This window comes from Dictyobacter arantiisoli (genome assembly GCF_008326305.1).
Taxonomy (GTDB): domain Bacteria; phylum Chloroflexota; class Ktedonobacteria; order Ktedonobacterales; family Ktedonobacteraceae; genus Dictyobacter; species Dictyobacter arantiisoli.
Genome location: NZ_BIXY01000040.1, coordinates 1 through 22,631 on the forward strand (window position 1 = coordinate 1; position 22,631 = coordinate 22,631).

General features: G+C 49.6%; 22 protein-coding genes and 1 tRNA gene. 8 read left to right on the forward strand and 15 right to left on the reverse strand.

Translation table 11 applies throughout. From position 1 onward, the window contains the following. A partial coding sequence (locus F1593_RS28975) for a hypothetical protein (RefSeq protein ID WP_216368870.1) occupies positions 1-209 on the forward strand: 209 nt, incomplete at its 5' end. A gap of 87 nt (positions 210-296) precedes the next feature. Here the strand turns inward: F1593_RS28975 and recF are convergent. Continuing rightward, positions 297-1,496, reverse strand: a complete 1,200-nt coding sequence (gene recF, locus F1593_RS14165; protein WP_149402217.1) for a DNA replication/repair protein RecF — start codon at positions 1,494-1,496, stop codon at positions 297-299. Positions 1,497-1,628: 132 nt separating this feature from the next. Next, entirely contained in the window at positions 1,629-2,765 is a 1,137-nt protein-coding gene (dnaN, locus tag F1593_RS14170; protein ID WP_172632117.1) for a DNA polymerase III subunit beta, read from the reverse strand. Positions 2,766-3,249: 484 nt separating this feature from the next. Between dnaN and F1593_RS14175 the strand changes: the two genes are divergently transcribed. Next, positions 3,250-3,636: a response regulator gene (locus tag F1593_RS14175; protein ID WP_149402219.1), complete on the forward strand. Its 387-nt coding sequence runs from the start codon at positions 3,250-3,252 to the stop codon at positions 3,634-3,636. A 20-nt stretch (positions 3,637-3,656) separates the two neighbouring features. After that, complete coding sequence (gene plsX, locus F1593_RS14180; protein ID WP_172632122.1) at positions 3,657-4,712, forward strand: phosphate acyltransferase PlsX; 1,056 nt, start codon at positions 3,657-3,659, stop codon at positions 4,710-4,712. 142 nt (positions 4,713-4,854) lie between these two features. Here plsX and F1593_RS14185 read toward each other — a convergent pair whose 3' ends face one another. From F1593_RS14185 to F1593_RS14230, 10 genes are all read right to left on the reverse strand, one after another. Continuing rightward, entirely contained in the window at positions 4,855-5,601 is a 747-nt protein-coding gene (locus F1593_RS14185) for a response regulator (protein WP_149402221.1), read from the reverse strand. 26 nt (positions 5,602-5,627) lie between these two features. Next, positions 5,628-6,419, reverse strand: a complete 792-nt coding sequence (pstB, locus tag F1593_RS14190; RefSeq protein ID WP_149402263.1) for a phosphate ABC transporter ATP-binding protein PstB — start codon at positions 6,417-6,419, stop codon at positions 5,628-5,630. A gap of 153 nt (positions 6,420-6,572) precedes the next feature. Further along, entirely contained in the window at positions 6,573-6,797 is a 225-nt protein-coding gene (locus F1593_RS14195) for a hypothetical protein (RefSeq protein WP_149402222.1), read from the reverse strand. 79 nt (positions 6,798-6,876) lie between these two features. Beyond that, positions 6,877-7,809, reverse strand: coding sequence for a phosphate ABC transporter permease PstA (pstA, locus tag F1593_RS14200; protein WP_149402223.1), 933 nt, complete (start codon positions 7,807-7,809; stop codon positions 6,877-6,879). Continuing rightward, positions 7,806-8,771 (reverse strand): phosphate ABC transporter permease subunit PstC, encoded by a 966-nt coding sequence (gene pstC / locus F1593_RS14205; protein ID WP_172632118.1) that lies wholly within the window; start codon positions 8,769-8,771, stop codon positions 7,806-7,808. The genes pstA and pstC overlap by 4 nt, the downstream gene beginning before the upstream one ends. A 122-nt stretch (positions 8,772-8,893) precedes the next feature. Next, positions 8,894-9,838, reverse strand: coding sequence for a phosphate ABC transporter substrate-binding protein (locus F1593_RS14210; protein WP_172632119.1), 945 nt, complete (start codon positions 9,836-9,838; stop codon positions 8,894-8,896). A 420-nt stretch (positions 9,839-10,258) separates the two neighbouring features. Beyond that, complete coding sequence (locus F1593_RS14215) at positions 10,259-10,621, reverse strand: hypothetical protein (protein WP_172632120.1); 363 nt, start codon at positions 10,619-10,621, stop codon at positions 10,259-10,261. A 380-nt stretch (positions 10,622-11,001) separates the two neighbouring features. Continuing rightward, entirely contained in the window at positions 11,002-11,637 is a 636-nt protein-coding gene (locus tag F1593_RS14220; RefSeq protein ID WP_149402227.1) for a 50S ribosomal protein L25, read from the reverse strand. Positions 11,638-11,838: 201 nt separating this feature from the next. Continuing rightward, the gene (polX, locus tag F1593_RS14225) at positions 11,839-13,599 is read right to left on the reverse strand and encodes a DNA polymerase/3'-5' exonuclease PolX (protein WP_149402228.1); all 1,761 of its coding nucleotides are present in this window, start codon (positions 13,597-13,599) and stop codon (positions 11,839-11,841) included. A gap of 54 nt (positions 13,600-13,653) precedes the next feature. Then, positions 13,654-14,118, reverse strand: a complete 465-nt coding sequence (locus tag F1593_RS14230) for a hypothetical protein (protein ID WP_149402229.1) — start codon at positions 14,116-14,118, stop codon at positions 13,654-13,656. 148 nt (positions 14,119-14,266) lie between these two features. Between F1593_RS14230 and F1593_RS14235 the strand changes: the two genes are divergently transcribed. From F1593_RS14235 to F1593_RS14245, 3 genes are all read left to right on the forward strand, one after another. Then, complete coding sequence (locus F1593_RS14235; protein WP_149402230.1) at positions 14,267-14,881, forward strand: chromate transporter; 615 nt, start codon at positions 14,267-14,269, stop codon at positions 14,879-14,881. Continuing rightward, positions 14,874-15,386, forward strand: coding sequence for a chromate transporter (locus F1593_RS14240; protein WP_149402231.1), 513 nt, complete (start codon positions 14,874-14,876; stop codon positions 15,384-15,386). Before F1593_RS14235 ends, F1593_RS14240 begins: the two co-directional genes overlap by 8 nt. Positions 15,387-15,565: 179 nt before the next feature. Next, on the forward strand, positions 15,566-15,868 hold the full coding sequence (locus F1593_RS14245; RefSeq protein ID WP_149402232.1) for a GlsB/YeaQ/YmgE family stress response membrane protein: 303 nt from the start codon (positions 15,566-15,568) through the stop codon (positions 15,866-15,868). A gap of 322 nt (positions 15,869-16,190) precedes the next feature. Here the strand turns inward: F1593_RS14245 and F1593_RS14250 are convergent, their stop codons facing one another. Beyond that, on the reverse strand, positions 16,191-17,636 hold the full coding sequence (locus tag F1593_RS14250) for a replication-associated recombination protein A (RefSeq protein WP_149402233.1): 1,446 nt from the start codon (positions 17,634-17,636) through the stop codon (positions 16,191-16,193). A 90-nt stretch (positions 17,637-17,726) separates the two neighbouring features. Beyond that, positions 17,727-18,608 carry a DMT family transporter gene (locus F1593_RS14255; RefSeq protein WP_149402234.1) on the reverse strand — a complete coding sequence of 294 codons (882 nt, stop codon included), beginning with the start codon at positions 18,606-18,608 and terminating at the stop codon, positions 17,727-17,729. Between the two features lie 145 nt (positions 18,609-18,753). Here F1593_RS14255 and F1593_RS14260 point away from each other — a divergent pair, with 145 nt between their 5' ends. Then, a complete protein-coding gene (locus tag F1593_RS14260; protein WP_149402235.1) occupies positions 18,754-19,668 on the forward strand; it encodes an alpha/beta fold hydrolase in 915 nt (304 codons plus the stop codon). A gap of 512 nt (positions 19,669-20,180) precedes the next feature. Next, entirely contained in the window at positions 20,181-21,353 is a 1,173-nt protein-coding gene (locus tag F1593_RS14265) for an alpha/beta hydrolase (RefSeq protein ID WP_149402236.1), read from the forward strand. A 995-nt stretch (positions 21,354-22,348) separates the two neighbouring features. Here the strand turns inward: F1593_RS14265 and F1593_RS14270 are convergent. Further along, positions 22,349-22,420: transfer RNA gene (locus F1593_RS14270), tRNA-Asn, on the reverse strand. Positions 22,421-22,631: the final 211 nt, after the last annotated feature.

The window sequence follows — 22,631 nt, forward strand, 5'->3', positions numbered from 1 at the left end:
GGATAGGCGGGCCGCTTGCCTGTCATGGCGACGCGATGCTGACTTCTTCTCATCTCTTTTGCTCCTTCTGCTTTGATCTTTCTCCTTTCTTTATCGGCATTCTGATGGGAATCAAACACTATCTGACAAAGTGTTTGATTCCCATCACCATCGGGATACCTGCTGGCAGGCGCATGCGCGCCTGCGCCCTTTTTTATTATGTGATGTAGAAAAGGTTCTTCGAACCTTTTCTACATCACATAATAAAAATCTGTTTGAGCACCGCAGGTGCGAAAACTCATGCACCATGATCTTCGCTAATACTCCTCGGATACAGTGAGAGTGCCATTGGAGACGCGATAGCGTCGAAAGCGGCGCGCCAGTTCATCGGGAAAACCTTCGAGTTCAGTCGCGGTCAACAGGACCTGTTGATATGAGGCAATCTGGCAGAGAAGATATTCTCTACGCTGAGCATCCAGTTCGCTGAAGACATCATCGAGGAGAAGGATCGGTTGGTCACCGGTAGTATTATGCATAAAAGCTAATTCTGACAGTTTAGCGGCCAGGGCAGCGGTGCGCTGCTGGCCCCGCGAGCCATAGGAGAGCATATTGACGCCATTGACGCGAAATTCCAGATCATCACGATGAGGGCCACGCAAGCAAACCCCCTGATAAATCTCTTTTTTACGCACCGCATGTAGCTGCTCCATGTAATGTCCAGGCGCTTCCAGGGGATTCCAGTCAACATCGACCTGGAATGAAGGATGGTAGATGATACGCAATTCTTCCCGCCCACCACTGATCGCCTGCTGGAACTGATTGGCCTGCTCATTGAGCGCCTTAACCATCCGCACACGCTCATAGATGATCTGATTGGCGAGCTGCACCAATTGCTCATCCAGATAGTTCAACATCTGTGGATCTTCTTGATTTTCACGCACACGTTTCAGTAACGCTGAACGCTGGGTGACAAGCTTGCGATATTTGATGAGGGCAACGCTATAGAGCGGTCGCACCTGGCATAAGGCCCGGTCCAAAAACTTACGCCGCTCCTCGGGGGCTCCATCCACCAGATGCAAGTCGGTAGGAGCAAACATCACCACTTTCATCTGTCCAATAAAATCGACGGTTCGCTTGGGCGCGCCATTGACTTTATAGCGCTTGCGAGGCGCATGGGCAGGCAACTCAATGCTGCGGGCCGATGACGATGATCCAACCGTAGCGGGTATCAGTGCAGGTGAAGGGTCCAGCAAGGTAATCTCAAGTTGAGCCTGGCCTTCCTGCCGCTGCAACATCCCATCCAGATGCGCAACATGGGCTGGTGCCGACCAGCTAACAACCTCACGATCACTGGAGGCATGAAACGAGGTTCCTGTCGCAAGCATACTGACAGCTTCTAATAGATTGGTCTTACCCTGCGCATTCTCCCCATGGAACAGGAACAAACCTGGTCCCAGGGATACCTCCAACTGCTCATAATTGCGAAAATCGGCCAAAGTGAGGCGAGAAAGATACATGCACCCATCCGTGGAGAGAAAATTTGATCAACAATGAGAGAAAAAGGGCGAGGGTCTGCCTCGCCCTATAGAACTATTCTTAGTACCCACGCTAATCCAGGAAATTGTATCCAGATGCAGGACCACACAATGCTAGCGATTGGTACTCATGGGCATAATGACATAGGTATAATCAGCGGCGCTGACAGGCTTTACGACACCAGGGCGAGCGGCAGAAGTGACTTCTAGCGCGACTTCAGGTGTGTCCAGAATGCTCAGGACATCGGTCAGATAGCGCACGTTGAAGATAATCTCTTGGTCCGGACCATCCACAGCCGCATTAATTGTTGTGACGTTATTCCCAATATCTTCTGCCGTAGCTTCGAGGGTTAACGAACCAGCTTCAACACCATCGCCACCGCTCGAAATCTTAATGCGGGTAATATTGGAGCTATCGCGGGCAAATGGGGTAACGCGCTTCACAGCCGCTGCAAACTCTTTGGTCTCAATCACGGCACGTGTGGCATGCTCGCGGGGAATAGCCGCTTTAATATTGGGAAACGTCCCTTCGATCAGGCGGGATACCAGATCAACATGCTCGGTATGGAAGAGCACCTGGCTGCGGTTGGGCGTTACGACCATCTGAACAGCTCCCTCGGAGGGTAAGATGCGCGCCAGTTCGCTCAGGGTACGGGCCGGGATCAAAATGGAGCTATGGCTGCTGACATGTCCGGGCAAACCAGAGACACGTAAGGCCAGGCGGAAGGCATCCGCCGCCGCGAAAGAAACCTGCTCATTCGCCACCTCGACCAGCACACCCGTCAAAACGGGACGTGAGTCATCGTCAGCCGCCGCAAAGACGACCTGCGCGATCATATCTTTGAGCAAGTTGGCATCCAGCAGGATGGGCTCCTCATCGCCTTCTGCACTGGGGATCAGAGGAAATTCCGAAGGGTCCATGCCTTTAATATTGGCATTGCTTCCAGGACTCTTCACATTCACATCATAAGAGTCTTCAGCCACCGTCAGCTCTACCTGATCCTGGCGTAAGCTGCTCACCAGATCAATAAATGTCTTCGCAGGCACCGTTGTGGTGCCATTTTCGATGATCTCAGCATCAATCAGACAATTAATACCAATTTCCAGATTTGTCGCAGAGAGCTTCAGGCTCCCCTGCTCAGTTGACAATAAAATATTTGCCAGGATTGGGAGCGTGCTCCGGCTTGAGACTGCATGACTCACTGTAGAGAGACCACGGCTCAAATCCTGTTGCTTACATTTGATTTTCACGAAAGATGTTCCTCCAGACACAACCAAAACGCAGACTTTTCCACGTTAGTATAGCGCATGTTGATCTCGATTGTAAACGCGAGCGCGCCAAGTCATACCTACTCTTTTTATAGTACCTCATATGACCTACTACCTGCATCTTCACGCAAGGCGCTCCTTTCAAAAGCGGCATGATGGGCTGGACGATGAAGGATAACAGAGGGAGCGAGGACGTAGTCCTTGATCTGAGGTGTGAAGCGCTGTCCTGCGTTTTTCGTTTATGCACGCATTCCCTCTTTGCAATCCTGTTCTGATAGGAAAATAAAAAAGAACCATAGTCCTACTCTAAACGCAAATTGGAGGACGGAAACATACACACCATGTCACGTAGTGCTATAATACACTTATCTGCGCAGAGAGGCCCATACACTTACGCTCTGGATGAGTCCAGGGGGCCATCACTGTATGCCATGTTGTTTTTGAGAGACGAGGGGATGATGCTTCCATGGCCAAAAAAATTCTTATAATGGACGATGATCCAACAATCGCTGATCTTCTCACCGAAGCCCTGGCAGACGAGGGATATGAGACATTTATGACTACCCAGAGTCTGCGCTTCTATGACGCGGTTCGTGAACACCAACCCGACCTTGTCATGCTCGATCTTATGATGCCCTATCTGGATGGGCGTGATGAACTCAAATTGATGGCAATGGCGGTTGAACGTCAGGTGCCGGTAATTGTCGTAACCGCCTTCCTGAGTGCTAGCAACGAAGAGCAAGCCTTCCGCGAAGCCGGTGTAGTGCATATCGTCTATAAACCATTTGACCTCGACAAGCTGGTAGAGCTGGTCAAAGAAACTATCGGAGAGCCGGAGGGAAGAAAAGCATGAGTGCTTCCGAAAGTGCTCCTATTCGCGTGGCCCTTGATGCAATGGGTGGCGATAAAGCACCTGGTGAGATCGTTTTAGGCGCGGTACAGGCGGCCCGTGAATATGGCATCGGGGTCTATCTGGTTGGACGGGAAGAGGCCATTCGCGCCGAACTCGCGAAACATGATACCACGGGACTCGATCTGCCTATCATCCATACAGATGAAGTTATTGAAATGGATGATCATCCAGCTACTGCTGTCCGACGCAAGAAAAACGCATCGATGGTGCTGGCATTACAACTGGTACGCGATGGGAAGGCACTGGGAGCAGTCTCGGCTGGCAATAGTGGCGCGATGATGGCGGCATCCCTCTTTACCCTTAAGCGTATCCCGGGTGTGGATAGACCCGCCCTTGGTGGTGTCTTTGCGACGAAAAATAGCCCCTGTATGGTTATCGATATGGGAGCAAACACGGACTGCAAACCTGAATATTTACAACAATTTGCCCTGATGGGCTCTATTTATATGGAGCGCATCTTCAAGATTTCCTCGCCTCGTGTCGGGCTCCTGGCGAATGGCGAAGAAGAGACCAAAGGCAATCAGCAAGTCATCGAAACTCACCAATTGCTGAAAAAAGATGCGGCTCTGTTAGGCCTCAATTTTATTGGCAATGTCGAGGGACGCGACATCCCTGCTGACGCCGTCGATATCGTGGTCTGTGATGGCTTTGTCGGCAACATTGTACTCAAATTGAGTGAAGGACTGGCCGAGACAATCCTGGGATTGATACGCGAACAAATGACCAGTACCATCTGGGCCAAACTGGCTGCGGCAGTCCTCAAACCACGTTTGCGCAAAGTTTTTAAGAAACTAGACTATGCTGAATATGGCGGTGTGCCACTGCTAGGAGTCAATGGATCGGCGATCATTTCACACGGACGCTCCAATGCCAAGGCCATCAAAAATGCTATCCGCGTGGCCCGTCAGACAGCTGAAACAGGCGTAGCCGAGGCTATTGCTGAAGGATTGGCAAAATTGGAAAAGGACAGGCCAGCGTCCGCACAGGCAGAAAAGATGCCACAAACAGAAGCCTGAACACCATAATATATAAAAATCTTCGCACCTCTGTGCTCAAAAAGATTTTTATAAAGGATGAAAGCATTGAGGATCATGTGTATTGTGCATGGTCCCCAATGCTTTCATCCTTTATAAAAATCAAAAGAAAAAGAAGGTTGCTTTAAAGGCGGAATACGTAGCCGACACCACGAACAGTCTGGATGAGTTTTGGGCTGGCCGGTTCTTCTTCGAGCTTCTCACGGAGCCAGCGCACATGGACATCCACGGTCCGTGTGTCACCCGCATAGTCATAGCCCCAGACATTGTGGAGCAGTTGATCACGAGTCAACACGGTTCCCCGGTTACGCATCAAGTAGGTCAACAGATCGAATTGCTTGGGCTGTAACTCTAGCTCCTGCTCACGGCAAATAACGCGCCGACCTGCCAGGTCTATCCGCAAAGGGCCAGCGGTCAGTTCATTACGTGGGAGGCGCGGGGTCATCCCATCAGTGCTATCATCCAATGGGATGGCACGGCCATCAGTGCCGGTAGGATAATCGACGCGACGAAGCAGGGCACGAACACGAGCCAACAATTCACGTCTTCCAAAGGGTTTGGTGACATAATCATCAGCTCCCACTTCCAGGCCAACCACGCGATCAATCTCATCACCTTTCGCGGTCAGCATAATAATGGGTACGGTCGCGGTGCGCTGCTCACGCCGCAGTTGACGACAGACCTCCAATCCATCGATGCCCGGCAACATAATATCGAGCACGATCAGATCGGGTTCCTCACGGCGGGCGATCTCAAGGGCACTCAGACCATCCATAGCCATCACGACCTGGTAGCCAGATTGCTCTAGATTATACACAATCGTTTCAACCAGAACCGCCTCATCATCCACAACGAGTATTTTACGCGCCACAACGGCCTCCTGCCTGCTGCTCAATCCTAGCCGAAACGTCCACTGATATAATCTTCAGTTTCTTTATGGTGGGGATGCTCAAAAATATCAGCAGTCGAGGCCACTTCAACCAGCTTACCACTCAGGAAAAAGCCAGTAAAGTGCGACACACGCGAAGCTTGTTGCATATTATGAGTTACGATGACAATCGTGTAGTCTTTGACCAGTTCAGTGATCATCTCTTCGATTTTCAGGGTCGCGATTGGATCCAGGGCCGAGCAAGGCTCGTCCATCAGGAGGACTTCGGGTTCTACGGCCAGCGCACGAGCGATACACAGACGCTGCTGCTGTCCACCAGAGAGACCAAGGGCCGAAGTATTCAAACGATCCTTCACTTCATCCCAGAGGGCAGCCCCATGCAGGCTCTTCTCTACGCGCTCCTTGATAACGTTTTGAGGCTTCCCCTGTACTTTCAGGCCGTAGGCGACATTTTCAAAGATGGATTTCGGAAAGGTATTTGCACGCTGAAAGACCATACCAATGCGCTGGCGTAACAGCACAACATCGGTTTTAGGATCGTAGATATTAAAGCCATCAAAGTTCGCCAGGCCCTCAACACGAGCGCCGGGAACCAGATCGTTCATGCGGTTCAATGTGCGCAGGAAAGTCGATTTGCCACAACCTGATGGACCAATCAATGCCGTCACCTGACGATCACGAATTGGCAATGAGACATCATAGAGAGCCTGCTTGGCTCCATAGAAAAAGTTGGTATGCTGGACATCTATTTTTGTAGTGGCATCGGTTTTTAAGGTCTTCGTTGGATCAAATGAGCCCATATGTTGGGCCTCTTTTGATACCTCTGGTAAATTCTCAACCTGTGTCTTATTCAAAGGATTAATCTCAACCTCGTTTTGTGCCAGATAGGCAGGTCTCTGAGATTGCTTCTCCATTACGGCTCCTTTAAAGTTCTACCCTATTAATAGGACATGTTAAACCAGGGGATATTCTTTATGTAGTGGAATCGCAGCATCGACAATCATCCGATCATCGACAACAATCAAACGAATGTACCGTCCAGCTAACGCCTTACTGATAAAGTATGGACGTCCCTCGTAGGAAATATGACCACTTCTCGCTACTTTGCGCGAATAGATGCTTGCACCTTCGGGCAGGGTCATATTATCCGACATGCTATTTGCAGAAAGATTTATCATTATCTGATCCTTACTTCTCATGGTTTGGTACCACATTTAGCACACACATGTATCAAGGTCAGTTCACAATGCCTTACTGCTAGGCAGCCATGACTTTGCGCTGGATAAGGCGACCAATTGAGCGTGAACCAATATTGATAACCAGTAAAATGATAATGAGCAACGCTGCTGATCCCGCTGAAACAGCATTCGCAACATTGTCAGGAATAGTTCCAGCACCAACGGTCTTTAAATACCAGATATGAATGGTCAGGTTATCTGTACTGATCATGGGATTCAAAGTATAGACGTTGGAGGGATTGGATGAGCCCATCGTGAAAATGAGGGCCGCCGCCTCCGCGATGACTTTACCTGCCGAGAGGACGATGCCGGTGATGATACCGGGCAGCGACGATGGCAGTACCACGGTCCGAATCATATGCCATTTGGTTGAACCCAACGCCAATCCGCCTTCACGTTGCTCACGTGCAACGGAGGTCAGGGCGTCTTCAAACAGGCGCAACGCCACAGGAAAGTTCAGGCAAAGCAGAGTTAAAGTACCGGTCAGGCGTGTCAGGCCCAGATGTAAGACAGTGGCGAAAACCAGATAGCCAAACAGGCCCAGTACCAGCGATGGAACACCGGCCAGTGTCTCAGCCGCGAAATGGATCACCGTCACTAATGGCCCCTGGCGCGCATATTCCACCAGGTAGATCGCCGCTGCCAGTGCAATCGGCACCAGAATGATCTCAGAGAGAATCAGCAAGTAAAGGGTATTAAAGATCTGCTGACCCACGGTCCCCGTACCAGTGCTGCCATAAAAGTCTGGATTGATAAGATAGGGAATACCATCCCAGAGAACCTTGATCACGATGAGAATAAACAGCAGTGCGCCCAGGAGCGTGATTAACGCGAGAATGCCACTGGCAATATTGTTTTTGAGATGGAGCCGCTGCGTCAGACGCTCTAACGACAGTAAGCGCTGCCTCTCATCACTCTCAACAGAAGTCGAGATCTGTTGCTGAGCACTCATTTGTATACACTCCTACTCGCAATATAGCGGCTCACGCAGATGAACAAGAATGAGATGATCAAGAGCACAAAGCCGAGCATAAAGTAGCCATTGCGCTCGGTACCGGATGCTTCACTGAAATAGAGCACAATCGCGTTGGTGATATTGATATTAGGTTGGAATAACACACTCGGTGTCAACAGTTTAGCTGGCAGGTGAATGTCACCACCCAGCACCATACTGACCGCCAGGGCCTCGCCAATCGCGCGCGTCATACCCAGCACAATAGCTGTACCCAGCCCGGTTGCAGCGGCTGGAAGGACTGCATCCTTCATCATCTGCCAGCGGGTAGAGCCCAGTGCCAGACTGGCCTCGCGCACACTATCAGGAACCGCTCTCAGCGCATCAATGGAGACGCTGACAACCGTGGGGAGAATCATAATAACCAGAATCAAGGTGGCCGCAGCCCAACCGTTACCTGCATTGGCTGCCGAAGGCGCGATAGGAGCCGCGATATTTGCGATCCAGGGAACCAGGACGACCAGACCCAGGAAACCAATCACCACCGATGGAACCCCCGTAAACACCTCTAAGAGCGGGCGTAGCAGGGCATTCACCCATCTGGGGGCCATCTCAGTCATATACAGGGCCATTCCAAAACCGATAGGCGCCACAATGATGATGGAGAGCAGGGTCGTTACAACGGAGCCGAGGATGAAGCCAAGCGCACCATAGCTGGGGGAATCAGCAGAGGGATCCCAGCTGCTACTGGTAAAAAAGTTTCTGGCAGCGGGATCCTTGAACATCTGTAATCCGTTGATGCCCAGGAAAACAAAAACGCCGAAAATAATCACGACAACCAGAACAGCACAAACGAAAAAAATTCCGCGTGCAATCTGATCGCTCAAGCGACCTCGGCGGGTTCCGATACTCCTGGCTGTATTCGTGTTTTCGGTCTTTACATTTACACTATTAGCCGCCACAATGCACAACTCCTTGTTGGGAACACTCTTGAAACAATCTGTAATCGTGAGAGATCCCCTGGAACAGTCAGCCGGCTGTTCCAGGGAAATCCCCTTGGTAGCAGTTGCGTTTCCGTTTCCGCTTACTTGGCAGCGGCAGGAGTCTTGGCTGCAATGGCATCTGCGCTAACCGCGCTCAGGTCCATGAAGCCGTCCTTCTGACGCAGGCTGGCTGCATCAGCACTCTTGACATAATCGATGAAGGATTTGGCCAGGCCAGTCGCATCACCTTTGGTGTACATGTGCTCGATATTCCAGAATTTGTAGGTGTTGGTTTTGACGTTGTCCTGGGTAGGAGCGGCACCGTCGATGCTAACAGTGGTCAGGCTATGCTTGGTCGCAAAATCGATGGTGTCATAAGCAATCGCACCGGACTTGCTGCCAACGTTCGAGGCAACATCACCAGAGCTCTTGGCGGTGATATGGTTGGCACCGGAGATGGTCTCAGGCGTAGCGAGAATGTATTTCTCGAAAGTGTTGCGGGTACCGGAGCCAGAAGCACGGCTGATCACAGTGATCGCCAGATCTGGGCCACCAACCTGTTTCCAGTTGGTTACTTTACCAGTGTAAATATCTTTAATCTGAGCTGATGTCAGGTTGGTGACACCAGTCACGTCTTTGCTGATAATGACAGAGAAGATAACAACAGCAACCTGGTTGTCTGTCAAATCTTTGTACTCAGGATTTTTTGTCAGACTGACGAAATTGTCGGAACTACCGATGTTTAAGCTACCATCATGAGCCCCTTTTAAGCCAGCGCCACTGCCTGTCAACTGCGTTGTGATGGTCGCGCCGGAACAAGCTGCCTGATAAGCCTTTGCAGCATCCTGTACCAGGGGTCCCAGAGCGGTCGAGCCACCAGTGGCCAGGTTCCCTGTCGCACAATTAATGCTGCTGGTTTTAGCGGCTACAGTAGGGGTCGAAGTGCTCGGTGTTGAACCACCAGTGCTTGAACCACAAGCTACTACAAATACACTCAGCATTGCCAAAGCAGTTAAAAGGAACGCAATGCGCCACTTCTTTAACATAAATACTCCTACTCTCCTGATGAGAGTTCTGAAAAATATTTGATCAGAAAATAAAAAGAAGATTCCAGATATAGACCTTCTTTCGCTATCGTTGCCGTATTCATAAATTAGCATTTGAGAATTAACTATGCTTTATGGATATGTTAATTTAGTGTTAAAATTCATCAGTTTTTGTTTATTTCTCCAGGTAGAAGAAATATTGGTGCTCAAAAGAGCCTTCTCGGTTTACGATATTGCCCTCAATGTAATATCCTTTAGCTTTTATCCCAAAATCCCATTCCCGACATATCCTGGTATAAAGCTACGTAAAAAAGATAGGCGCCGCAGAGATAAAAAGCGCCCATCCATCATCTGAAAGGCTTAAAAACTCTTTCAGATGATGGATGGGCATATATATATATTTGCTAACAGCGATATTGATTATTCAGTAGTATCCAGGGCTTGTTCTTCTGCTTTTTTCTTATTGCGTTTTGCCGAACCCCCTAATTTGCCGATGCGGCGATAGAAATCCGGCCCCTGGCGAGCCTTGGTTGTATTACCACCCTTCTTCCCCATGGCGGAAAAATGTTTGACACCGTATTTATTCACGTTCGCCTGACCACCTTTTTGGGCAATCTTACGATAATACTCACTGCCACGCTTCTCTCTGAGCGTTGTGCCTCCCATTTTTCCGATACGACGATAGTAATCATCACCATAACGATCTCGTACCGTACTTCCTCCCTTATGACCAGCTTCCGACATTAACATAGGTACGGGTTTCACATCATCTTCAGACAACATCACACTAACCCTTTCCCCGGACTGAGTAGCCAGGCACTCTATAGGCGCTTGCACCATTTACACGACGCAGCTTCCACCACACACAATACATCTACATGTTCTGAAATAGCGCATAGGAACATGCCGTTAGAACAGTGATAATTCTGTGTTTAGAGTATACTGGATAAATTCTCTTTTTGTCAATAAGCCAGGAATATAATCATCTAATGTACTACTATGCTTATGATGTAACCATAGAAAGTGCATCCTTATGCTGTAACCTGAAATATATGCTATAAATCAAAAAATCCTGCACTCGAAATTGACTATTGAAATAATAAAAAGTGAGCAACCAGAGAGGTTGCTCACTTTTTATTATCCCATTTGCTAAGGAAAATCGCTTATTTCCCTTCTTCGGTTGTGGCGGCAGGAGCAGCTACAGGGGTCTCAGCAGCCGGAACTATCTCTGGGACCTCCAGACGTGGAGCAGACACCTTAACAATCGGCTCTGCGGGATCTGTGAGCAGTGAGTAATTGGCTGGCAACTTTACATCGCTGGCATGCAGTACATCATCAAATTCAGCCAGTGAGGAGATATCCACATCCAGGGTATCGACGATATCAGATACGGAACATTCAACACCCAGGGCCTCTACCAGATGCAATAACACGCCACCCTGGATTTTTACACCGGGTGCCTCGCCCACAAAATTCAGAGGAATTTTGACTTCAAGTTTCTCTTGCACATCGACGCGCGAAAAGTCGATGTGAATGATGTTCCCGGTCACTGGATCACGTTGTACGTGACGTACCAGCACTGTCTCGGCAGCGGCATCAGGCAGGTGCAAGGAAATTATATTGCGCAGTCCATGTTCACGGCGAACACGATCAAAAGTCACAGCATCAACCTGAACGGGAGCTGAGTTTTGCTTATGTCCATAAATGTTGGCCGGGATCAGTCCCGCTTTGCGCAGACGATTGTTTCCTTTACCCAAAACCGTACGTGGAGCCACTTCTAATACTGTTTGCTTTGCCATAACTAACTTCCTCCTCTTTCCGTTATAACCATCTATTTAGTCCACAGAAGCTGGGCATCCTGGCAGACAGGCAACAGATCTGTTGTGATAAGCACCGGACCAAATGAAAAGTTATGCTATCGTTTTCTGAAATCCTCTCAGTCCATTCCCTATACAGAGGCCATCTATTCATCTATCTCACTATCGGCAGACTGATGAGAACTACTTCTTACTTCTTCTTACGTGAAAGAAGGTCACTAACGCTTCAAAATCTTTAGTATTGAGTACATCGCTGGCACGTAACCATCCTTTGCGGGCAACCCCTATACCATAGCGCATATCATCTATTCCCACAAGCGCATGGGCATCTGGATCAATTGGAATCTGGATCCCTTTATCACGGGCCTTACGCACATAGCGCCAATCCAGATCGAGTCGTGAGGGATGTGCATTGATCTCAATACACGTTCCATGTTCGGCCGCTGCCTCAATAACCTGATCTAGATCCAGAGGATAACCAGGACGTCCTAACAGGATGCGCCCGGTCGAATGTCCAATGATATCGACGTAGGGATTGGCAATAGCCCGCAACATGCGCTGTGTCTGTTCTGCTTGAGGAAGATTAAAATTGCTGTGGATCGAGGCCACGACAAAGTCCAGACTGGCAAGGGTCTCATCGTCAAAATCCAGCGTGCCATCACGCAGAATATCGCACTCGGTCCCTTTCAGAATATGGAAACGTCCAGCGAATTCTTCATTCAACCTGTCAATTTCTTCGCCCTGACGCTTAAGATCATCTGCATGTAGGCCGTTAGCATAGGAGGCTAACTTACTATGATCGGTCAAGCCCATGTAGCTATAGCCACGCGCTATGCACGCCTCAGCCATCTCACGGATGCTATTCTGACCATCACTCCAGGTGGAGTGGACATGCAATACCCCGCGTAGATCGCTCTCCTGTACCAGGGTAGGCAGGGCATGGCGGGCTGCTGCATCGATCTCGCCAGTATCCTCGCGTAACTCAGGCTCGACATAATCCATCTGCAAAGCAGCATAGATATCAGCCTCAGTTTTGCAGGGGATTAACGTCTCCTGACCATCCTTCATCTGAAAGAGTCCATAATCATTGATCGTCATATCCATGCTCAACGCACGCCGACGCAGTGGAATATGATGCTCACGTGATCCTGTAAAATGATGCAAGGTATAGGGAAACTGGCTATCGCCTACCACACGCAGATCCATGGCGATCCCACTTTGCAAAATGACGCTGGACTTCGTTTCGCCCTTGCCCGTAATCGCTTTGACGGATGGTTGGCTGGTAAAGAAATCCATCAGTGCACGTCGTACATCACTGCCCGCCTGGTCATCCACACTCAGCACCATATCGATATCTTTGACCGTCTCACGCCGTCGTCGCAGGCTGCCAGCTATCTGGAGCCTTACCACGCCCGGTTGTTCGACCAGAGCCGCGCGAATACGCTCGCCCTCCGCCTCACCGACGCTATATAAATAGCGATCCGCATGCTGACTTACGAACTCCAGCCCCTGCAAGATCTTATCCTGAGTCTTCTTGCCAAAACCCGGCAGGTGAGCCACCTTATCATCCTTACACGCCTGCTCAAGCTCTGCCAGACTGGTTACATTCACCTGTTGATAGATCAAATTGATACGCTTGGGGCCCAGACCTGGAATACGTAGCATATCCAATTTCACCTGAGGAGTATTTGCCACCAGCTCATCATAAAAAGCGATATGCTCAGTCGTCACTGCCTCTTCAATACGCTTGATCAGCGTTGGGCCCAGGCCAGGCGTCCCTTTCAATTTTCCCTCGCGGACCAGTTGTCCAATCTCGCCTTCCAGTGAGCCAACAGCGCGGGCGGCATTCTCATAAGCTCGGATCTCAAAGCTGTTGCTCCCCTCTTTCAATGTCAACAGGACAGCAATCTCTTCCAGCAAAGCAGCGACTTGATTCTTATCCATAAAACCCTCTCAAGGCAGATAATAGATAATAGGTGCTCAAAATCATTCACGGTGCTAGATGCGCATATCAAAGAACTCTGGTGCTTGCGCAGATACTTCAAAAGGATGGCGGCCCTTTAGATCCCGGGCGAGATAGCGTTTACAATCAAAATGAGCAAGCAGCCAGCAATAGAGATCCTTTTGCACAAACACCGCATCCCACGGCTTCTCCTCGCCCATATCCAGCACCTGATTGCAAACAAAGCAGCGGGCCATTCCGGCCACGACGGCCCGTTCAAACCACGTCAACACAAATTCATGCATATCGTCCAGATTCATCATATCCAACGCTTCATCTGGATAGCCAAACAGGACCGGATCAGGACACTCACGAAAATCATGGCTTGCACGGCTCAATGCTAGCAATGGTGCTCGGACAGAAATTTTAACCTCATCCTGCTCAGGATCTTCAGCAGACGAGAGAATATTGGTCAAGAGTAACCCTTCGCGGGCAAACCAGATTAAAAGTTCGTTTCGCATACCACTATTCTATAACATTGCACTGCTCAAAGCGCGCTATGTCGCTCCCACGAAGAACCGCCATCAGCATTGCCAGATCAATATTTAATAATGTATAAATGGAAGACAGGCAATAGTTGCCGATCTTTAGCACAGTAAAGGCTGCATCATGCAAGTATTACAGACAGAAAATAAGCCCACCAGTAAAAAGCTCCTGCTCATCTGGACCAGTATTGGTCTGCAATCATTTGGTGGCGGTGCCACCACGGTCCTCCTGATCCAGCGTGAATTCATCGAGAAACGTAGCTGGCTGAGCAACGAAGATTTCGCCCACTTATGGAATCTTTGCCTGCTGGCCCCTGGTATTAATCTCATTGCTATTACTATTCTGATTGGGAAGAAGCTAGGCGGAACTGCTGGTATCTTTTATTCACTTTTTGGTCTCCTCTTTCCCAGCGCACTGATCACCTGCTTTATCGCGGCTGGCTTTCAACAGATAGAACATCTGCATGCTGTACAAGCCATTCTCAAAGGCGTCGTGCCCGCCACGGCTGGAATTATGCTGCTGGTAAGCGTCAATTTTGCGTATCCACAGCTCCGTCTCGCCTACAAAGAGGGGCCGCTTAACCTGCTGCTCTGTTTGCTACTGATCATCTTCTGTAGCGTTGCGATTTTCCTACAGGTGCCCGTCTTTGTCGCCCTGAGCATTACCGCCATCCTGGGCATCCTCTGCTTTACCCGTCCTCTCTTCAAAAAGAAAGCTGTCATACAAGAGCATGATTAATCCAATGATTTATTTCTTTCTTTTCTTCAAAGCTACGATCTTCTCATCTGGTGGCTTCAGCAATCTCCCGAGTCTGCATCAGGATCTTACTGCCCGTGCCTGGGCACCTGAAGCAGATTTTGGAGAATCACTCTCCATTGGGCAGGTGACGCCCGGCCCCAATGGTTTATGGGTTATCGTCCTGGGCTATTTAAGCTATGGCTTTCTCGGAGCCCTGCTGGCATTAATAGCCATCACAATACCACCTTTCTTTGTCCTGCTGATCGCAGCCATCTATACTCGCCTGGAGCATCAGCGCTGGATACCTGGCCTGATGCGTGGCATCTCGCTAGCCGTCGTTGGCACCTTCCTGACCGTCTTCTGGACCATCAGCAAGCCATCGAGCGGAGACTGGCATAGCTGGCTGATCTGCCTGGTAGCATTTGGGATGGCCTTCAGCCGTCGCATCAATATCCTCATTATTTTGATCATCGCCGCTATTGCAGGTTTCCTACTTTACCGCTAAGACCGCATCCGACGCATAGATGCATCGACCTACCGTTTTTCTGCATCTGTTTCGAAATTTGTATCGTACTAAACACGGAGATCATAAATAAATTTGTGATTAGGAAGAAGATTAGTAAAGGCTCCAATCACGAACAACACAAAAGGTATCGTTGATTAAATTACTAAGGAGATTTGAACATGTTAGTACAAGCTTTGGTTCTTGGCGCAGCCTTTAGTCCAACAGGTCTTATTATCTGGCTGATTATCGGCCTGATTGCCGGTTTCGTCGCCAGCCGTGTCATGCGTGGTGGTGGCTATGGAGTCATTGGGGATATCATTGTAGGTCTGGTCGGGGCATTCATTGGTGGTATCCTTGCTAACTTGTTGATCCCCGATGCCAACTTTGGCTTGATTGGTAGCATCATCGTATCGATCATCGGTGCGTGTATCCTGATTGCGATTCTGCGTGCCGTTGCACCTGGTAGCCGCCGCCGTCTATAAATCTTACTCCAAAAAGTTGTATAGACGTTACTAATATTGCTCAAACCTATCGATAGAGATAAGCAAAAGAGCAAGGGGGCATTGCACGGAGCGTAAGCGCGAGTCAATGCCCCCTTGCTCGTACGACTCTCTCGCCCCAACGCTCTGCACTGTTCCCTGAGAGGGATGTTGGGGTGGCAATGGCCTACGGGCGGGATACTCGTACGAGGAACGGAGCACGGGCCTGCGCTGCGCTTCGTGCCGTGCCTACATCTTCCATCATATCTACCGATTCCTCATATTTTCTCTTTATTGAAGCGGTATTGCCCGTGAAGAGTGGTTGCTACGGGTGGGTATTGTCCGATGGTGAGGAACGCCGGAGCTCCAGCCACTTTTGGATACTCGCCTCTTTCCCCTGCCGCCCGGGTTCATAGAAATGCCGTCCCTGCAAGCGTTCAGGGAGATATTCCTGGACTTTAGCAGCTGGTGGACGCTCTGGATCAGTAATCTCCGCATCCTGATAATAGTTATGGGCATATTTATAATCTTTACCATAGCCTAGATTCTTCATGAGAGAAGTCGGGGCATTGCGAATCCACATCGGCACGGGATCAATCTGACCGCCAATAATCTCGGCGCGAATCTGATTATAGGCATTATAGACCGAATTGCTCTTGGGGGCCGCAGCGAGATAGGCCACAGCCTCAGCCAGGATTACTCCCGCTTCAGGCATGCCCACAAAATGAACTCCCTGCTGGGCTGCGACACAGATTGACAACGCCTGCGGGTCGGCCAATCCAATATCTTCCGCGGCCATACGCACCACGCGACGAGCGATATACAAAGGATCTTCGCCTGCCTCAAGCATACGTATCAACCAGTACAGACTTCCATCGGGATCAGAGCCACGGACCGACTTATGCAGAGCTGAAATCATATCATAATGCTGATCACCGCCCTTATCATAGAGCAGGGCACGATGCTGCATGGCATCCTCGATCATCTCCGTCGTCAACTGCACAGGTTCGGCCTGATTAGCGGAAGTGCGCAACTCGCCACATCCCTGCACCGCGAGATCCAGGATATTTAAAGCAGTCCGAGCATCGCCATTGGCAAACACAGCAATCTGATGCAACACGGTATCCTCTACCATCACATTCCATGTCTCCAATCCGCGCTCCTTATCTTCAAGCGCGCGCCGCAAAATCGCCACCAGTTGTTCAGCGGTCAATTCCTGTAACACGAAGACCCGGGAACGCGACAGCAGGGCTGAATTGACCTCGAAACTGGGATTCTCAGTCGTCGCGCCAATCAGCGTGACCACTCCGCGCTCAACATGTGGCAAAACCGCATCCTGCTGCGCCTTATTAAAACGATGGATCTCATCCACAAAGAGGATAGTGCGCTGTTTGGAAAATTGTCGCAGCTTACTGGCCTCATCCACGACACGCCGCAGATCAGCCACCCCGGCCGAAACCGCGCTCAGCGTCACAAAACGCGCATGCGTTAACCGTGCCACCGATTCCGCCAACGTCGTCTTGCCACTCCCAGGAGGTCCCCAGAAAATAATCGAAGGAATACGATCCGATTCAATAATGCGGCGTAACAGCTTACCAGGTCCCAGTAAATGCTCCTGCCCGATAATTTCATCGAGAGAGCGAGGGCGCATACGGGAAGCCAGTGGCTCGCCGCTGGCTGCTGATGCCTCCTCTGAGACTGGCTTGCGTGAAACTGGAGTTGGTTTTTCCTGAGGTGTCTCATCAGAACCGAAGAGAGACGATTGATGCATCAAAATACTCCGTGGGCAGCTATACGATAGCACATTTCATTCATATCTTCTTACATAATTATATCACTGCTCGTCCCGCTTCATTGCGGATCACAGATTGACCAGAAAGATGCCCAGGAAAATAATCACAATACCAAGCCATTGCGAGCGATACAGACGTTCACGCAAGAAAATCCAGGCCAGCAAGACCGTGACGGCACTGTAGAGTGAGGATAACATGGTGACAAGCGAGATCTGACCCTGTAACATACCAGTTGTATACGCGATATATGCCAATGTATCGAATAAGCCAGTAGCCAGCAAAGGCCACCAGACGCTCCCACGTGGGACGGCCAGGGATTGTCTGGTGATTGGAGCACAGACCAACAACACACATGGCGTCATCAAGCGGATAAACCAGATCGGTGTCAGATTCCCAAGGCCAGGAGTGACAAAAAAGCCCAGGAGCCAGAAGGTCAAACCATAGCCCAGAGAAGCCACCAGGGCCAGAAGAATGCCTTGCAATGCGCCACCTCGTAAGTGCAAGAGAGCGCGTAAAGAGCCACGCTTGCGTCCAGCAGGCGTTGAACAGACAATCACGCCCAGCAAAACCAGCACAACCGCGAGGCCCTGGAGCGCCGTCATAACCTCGCCGCTTAACAATGCCAGTACCACTGTTACCGCCGCATAGCTTGAAGCAATCGGCGATACAAGCGTCAAAGTCCCTATCTCAAAAGCTCGATAGAGAGCAAAGGAGCTAACAATATTCAGTAGCACCGCCAGCACAGCCCAGCACCAGATCTGCCAGGAACTATGCGTCAACACATGTTGTAACTCACCAGTGGATAATAAATAGAGTGTCAGGCCTCCCAGACCGACAAATTGCTGATAGCAGAGAGTACGTAAAGTGCCAATACGATGAGTTGAAGTACGCGCCAGAAAATCGCCCAGGCCCCAAAAAACAGCCGCAAATAATCCATAGAATATTCCCATGGAAATATTCTATCATGTTTAACTCGACCTTGAGGATGTCCTCTTTGTTTGATTTTTGACAGTTCTCATACAGAATCTTGACTTTTATAGAGTATTGTATAGGTATTAGCAGATATCTTTTGAGGGAAACAAAAGAGGTGAGTATATGCATGGTAAACGTTGGTTATTGACTGGATCATTGCTGGCAAGCAGTATTATTGGCTACACGGCAGCCTATCGGGAATGGCATCGTAAGGATCTGGCCCGCCTGATCGCTGGCAGCGAGGTGATCTCTACCAACCATGGCCCAATCGAATATCGCAAAATTGGATCTGGCCCAGCCGTATTATTGGCACATGGCACTCCCGGTGGCTATGATATGGGATTAGCTTTTACACAACTACTCTCTGACCCACACTATACCTATCTGGCAATCTCACGCCCGGGCTATTTGCGCACTCCGCTAGAAACAGGATTAACACCAGAAGAGCAGGCCGATGCCTATGCTGCCTTATTGGATACATTAGGAATTCAACGGGCCACGATTGTCGGCATTTCCGGCGGCGGCCCATCTGCAATCCAATTCTCGCTACGCCATCCTGAGCGCTGTAGCAGCCTGATTATGGTCAGTGGTGTGGCGCAACACTATTCAGAGCAAGAGGTCTGGCAAACATTGCCTCTCTTCAAACGTCTCACAAAACAACTGTACAATAAACTGGTAGCCTTTGATCCTTTCATCTATACTATCTTACCCCTGGCAGGACTGCAACCTGCCGGTGCGGCTGCTACTGATCTGGTACGAACAGCCACACTCTATAGCCAGCGTCGGCGTGGTTATGAAAATGATATGCGTCAGTTTAGACAAATCACGCGCTATCCCTTAAAAAATATCTCAGTGCCCACTCTCGTTGTTCACGGCACCTCTGATGATGAAGTCCTCTTTGAGAATGCTGAAGCGTTAGCCAGCGAAGTACCACACGTGCGCCTGTTAGCCATCCCAGGCGGATCGCACATGGCTTTTTATACCCATGCCAGCATCGTCATGCCTGCCATCAAAAACTTTCTCCAGCGTACATCCTGAAAAATCTCATTTCTTTTCTTATTCAGCCTGGAACTGGCATCCCTGTCACCTATATTCGGCATCCCCTGACACTCGTCAAATGGAAAACGATGAGGCGACAGCCTCTTGACTCAGAGCTATTTGGTGGTCCCGAAGTGCATCTCCTTTCCGATCGACTGACCGAAGGTAGATGCGAAAGCATCGTTGTCGATCGGAATACAAAGACATCGGGCCCCAATATTTTCTCTCTCCTCCGAACCACCGTAGGCGGCAAGTAAAACAAGCAAAACGGGAAAATAGAAAATTCTGATAAAATTTACTGTAGGGTTGATAAAACATCATTTTAATGATAAACTGCTTACATAGTCGATAATGTTTGTAAATACTGAAACAGCAAAATACTTTGAATAACGATTGGAGGTTTTATACGCAAATAGCAATATATTGCTATCTAGCTTTCTAATAATTATATTTTTTTTATATGCTATAAATTTAAAACGTGCATTTTGCATTTAGTAGTGAGAATCACTTACATGGATACATTTTACAATCGTATTGCGCGCTACACCCGTTTATTCTCTTATGTGGTGCTTGCGATGACATTCCTTGCTCTCATAGTTTTTATTGGACAGTCCCATGCAGATACAGTTGCCCTTGGACAGAATGGACAGTCTGCCCCGCCTGCAAACAATGGTGGTGCTGGTACTTGCAAATCAATGTACGTCAACAATCTTGCCCTGGCGGCAGGACAATCGGCCAACAATAGGATCTATGGTGAGTTATGTAATCCTCGTTATGGGGCCAGCCAGACGGTTGAGCTACTGGTTGCAGGCCTTACATACGACTATCAGTATTGGGATTGGCCAAGTACCTCTCAGAATCCACAGGGGTCTCAAGACTATTCGGCTGTACGATATTTTACTGGCTATTACAATCCCGCCGGTATTGGCTATAGCACATTCAGTATTGATCGCATTGGGATCGGTCTGAGTTCACATCCTGTGAGCACTGATGTTAATCTGGCTTCGAATACCTATATCCTGCATCAGATTGTATCCCGATTAAAAGCTGGTCTCATTGGTAACACCAAATTCCATCGTGTACTCCTGATTGGTCACTCTTTTGGTTCCCGTGTCTCCCTTACAGAGGCTGCAACCTATCACGATGTGAATGGCGTTGTGCTTACTGGTGCACTGCATGATCAGAATCCCAATGTAACGACGATCGCTCCCGCTATAGAGGCTAGCTCTGATCCCGCTTTTGCCAGCATGAATCTAGACTCCGGTTACCTTACTAATGGACCAGGTTCTATCCAGGCAGCGTTCTACTATAAGCCTGGTACATACAGCGATGCGAACGTCATTGCGTACAATAATCAGATCAAGCAAACGATGACCGTATCAGAGTTGGTCAACCTTAAAGCTGCACTCACAAGTACTCTCTCAAGGCAGATCAATGTGCCGGTTCTGTTAGTCGTAGGACAAGAGGACTTGCTTTCCTGCGTCGATGCGGTGAATTGCTCAAGCTCTGCGACGGTCTATCAAGAGGAGGCTTCTTTCTACTCACCACAGGCCCAGTTGCAAGTGCGTGTTATTCCGAATACAGGCCATGACCTGAACCTGCATTATTCAGCACATACAACCTATGCAACAATTATGCGGTGGGCACTGGCACACGTTGCTCCCCGTAGTGATCTGGATGCTTGATGTAAGCCTGTGACTCCCATGGGATGCGTAACGAGATGAATGCAAACAAGATGTATCGTGCAATGCGGCTTCTGAAGTCATCTTGATCATAGCACTTGCTTGTGGCAATAGGATGGGCAATGGTCTAGGGCCACTTCCTTTGATCGTGCATTTCGTTGCTCATTCCGTGTGCGCCGTGTCGCGCTTGATTGTATCCCTGGTGCAACCAGGAAGTACTCAGAAGGAGGTACTTGGATCACCCAACCTACCTGGATCCGAAAGGTGAAGGGGAAAATAGCATGTTGTGGAGTGCGGCGATCAGCTGAAGATATGTAGGCTGATGAGCTGCAAGATCCGCGCACTATGGCGAGAGCTAGACTGCCCAAAGCCCAATTCTTAGAGGAGTATGCGCACTCCCATCGACATCATATCTGAAGTCGATGCCATCCTGAACAGAGATTGCCACGGGAGATCACTGTTCCTTCTGCTGGATGGACGATGGCCAATGAGGTCATTAAAAGGAATGAGAGGCTGCCTACGGTGCGCTCGATACGTACAGTCAGGACGAAACACGGGATGCCCTAAAAGGCGCGAGCCTCATGGGCACGGAGCGGTCATAGTAGTCAGACCTGGGGAAAGCCCAGGACAAGGCGAAGGGCCGCAGGATGGACGGAAGCCAGCCGGGAGGCGTGCGAGATGCACGAAAGCCAAAACGGTGTCACTTCCAGCCGCCATCAGGCGGAAATCCATCTGGAAAGCCACGTGCATGGAAAGCGTGCATGCGTGGTTTGGGGAAGGGCGGATGGAAAAGGGTCTGAAAAGATACCTCGCCAGCCGCCTATTCCACGGGAACAGGTGCGACGTGGGATGCACTATTCCTGTGCATGGCTGAATTGACGTTTGGCTGGAACTATTCGACGCTTGTCGCTCTGGCTGAACATTCCAGTTAGCCGTCCCTCCTCCAGCGGCTCGAAAACACAAAAAAGAGCCATCATGACGATGACTCTTTTTAAAAACTCCTTGGGTAGGATTCGAACCTACAACCAATCGGTTAACAGCCGATTGCTCTACCGTTGAGCTATCAAGGATCATTGCTCTCTCTAGAACATGACGCATTGCATATGATCTGACGCGCTTTGTCAACATCTTTTTCTCCTTGACAGAGACATCATGTCCCAATAGGTTTCCCTTCCTCCGAGCCGCCACAGGTGGCGAGTAAAAACAAGCAAAAAGGAAAAACTGAAATGCCCTGCTCTTGACTGGGGAACATAATATGAGTCATCCCGGATTTTGATACCG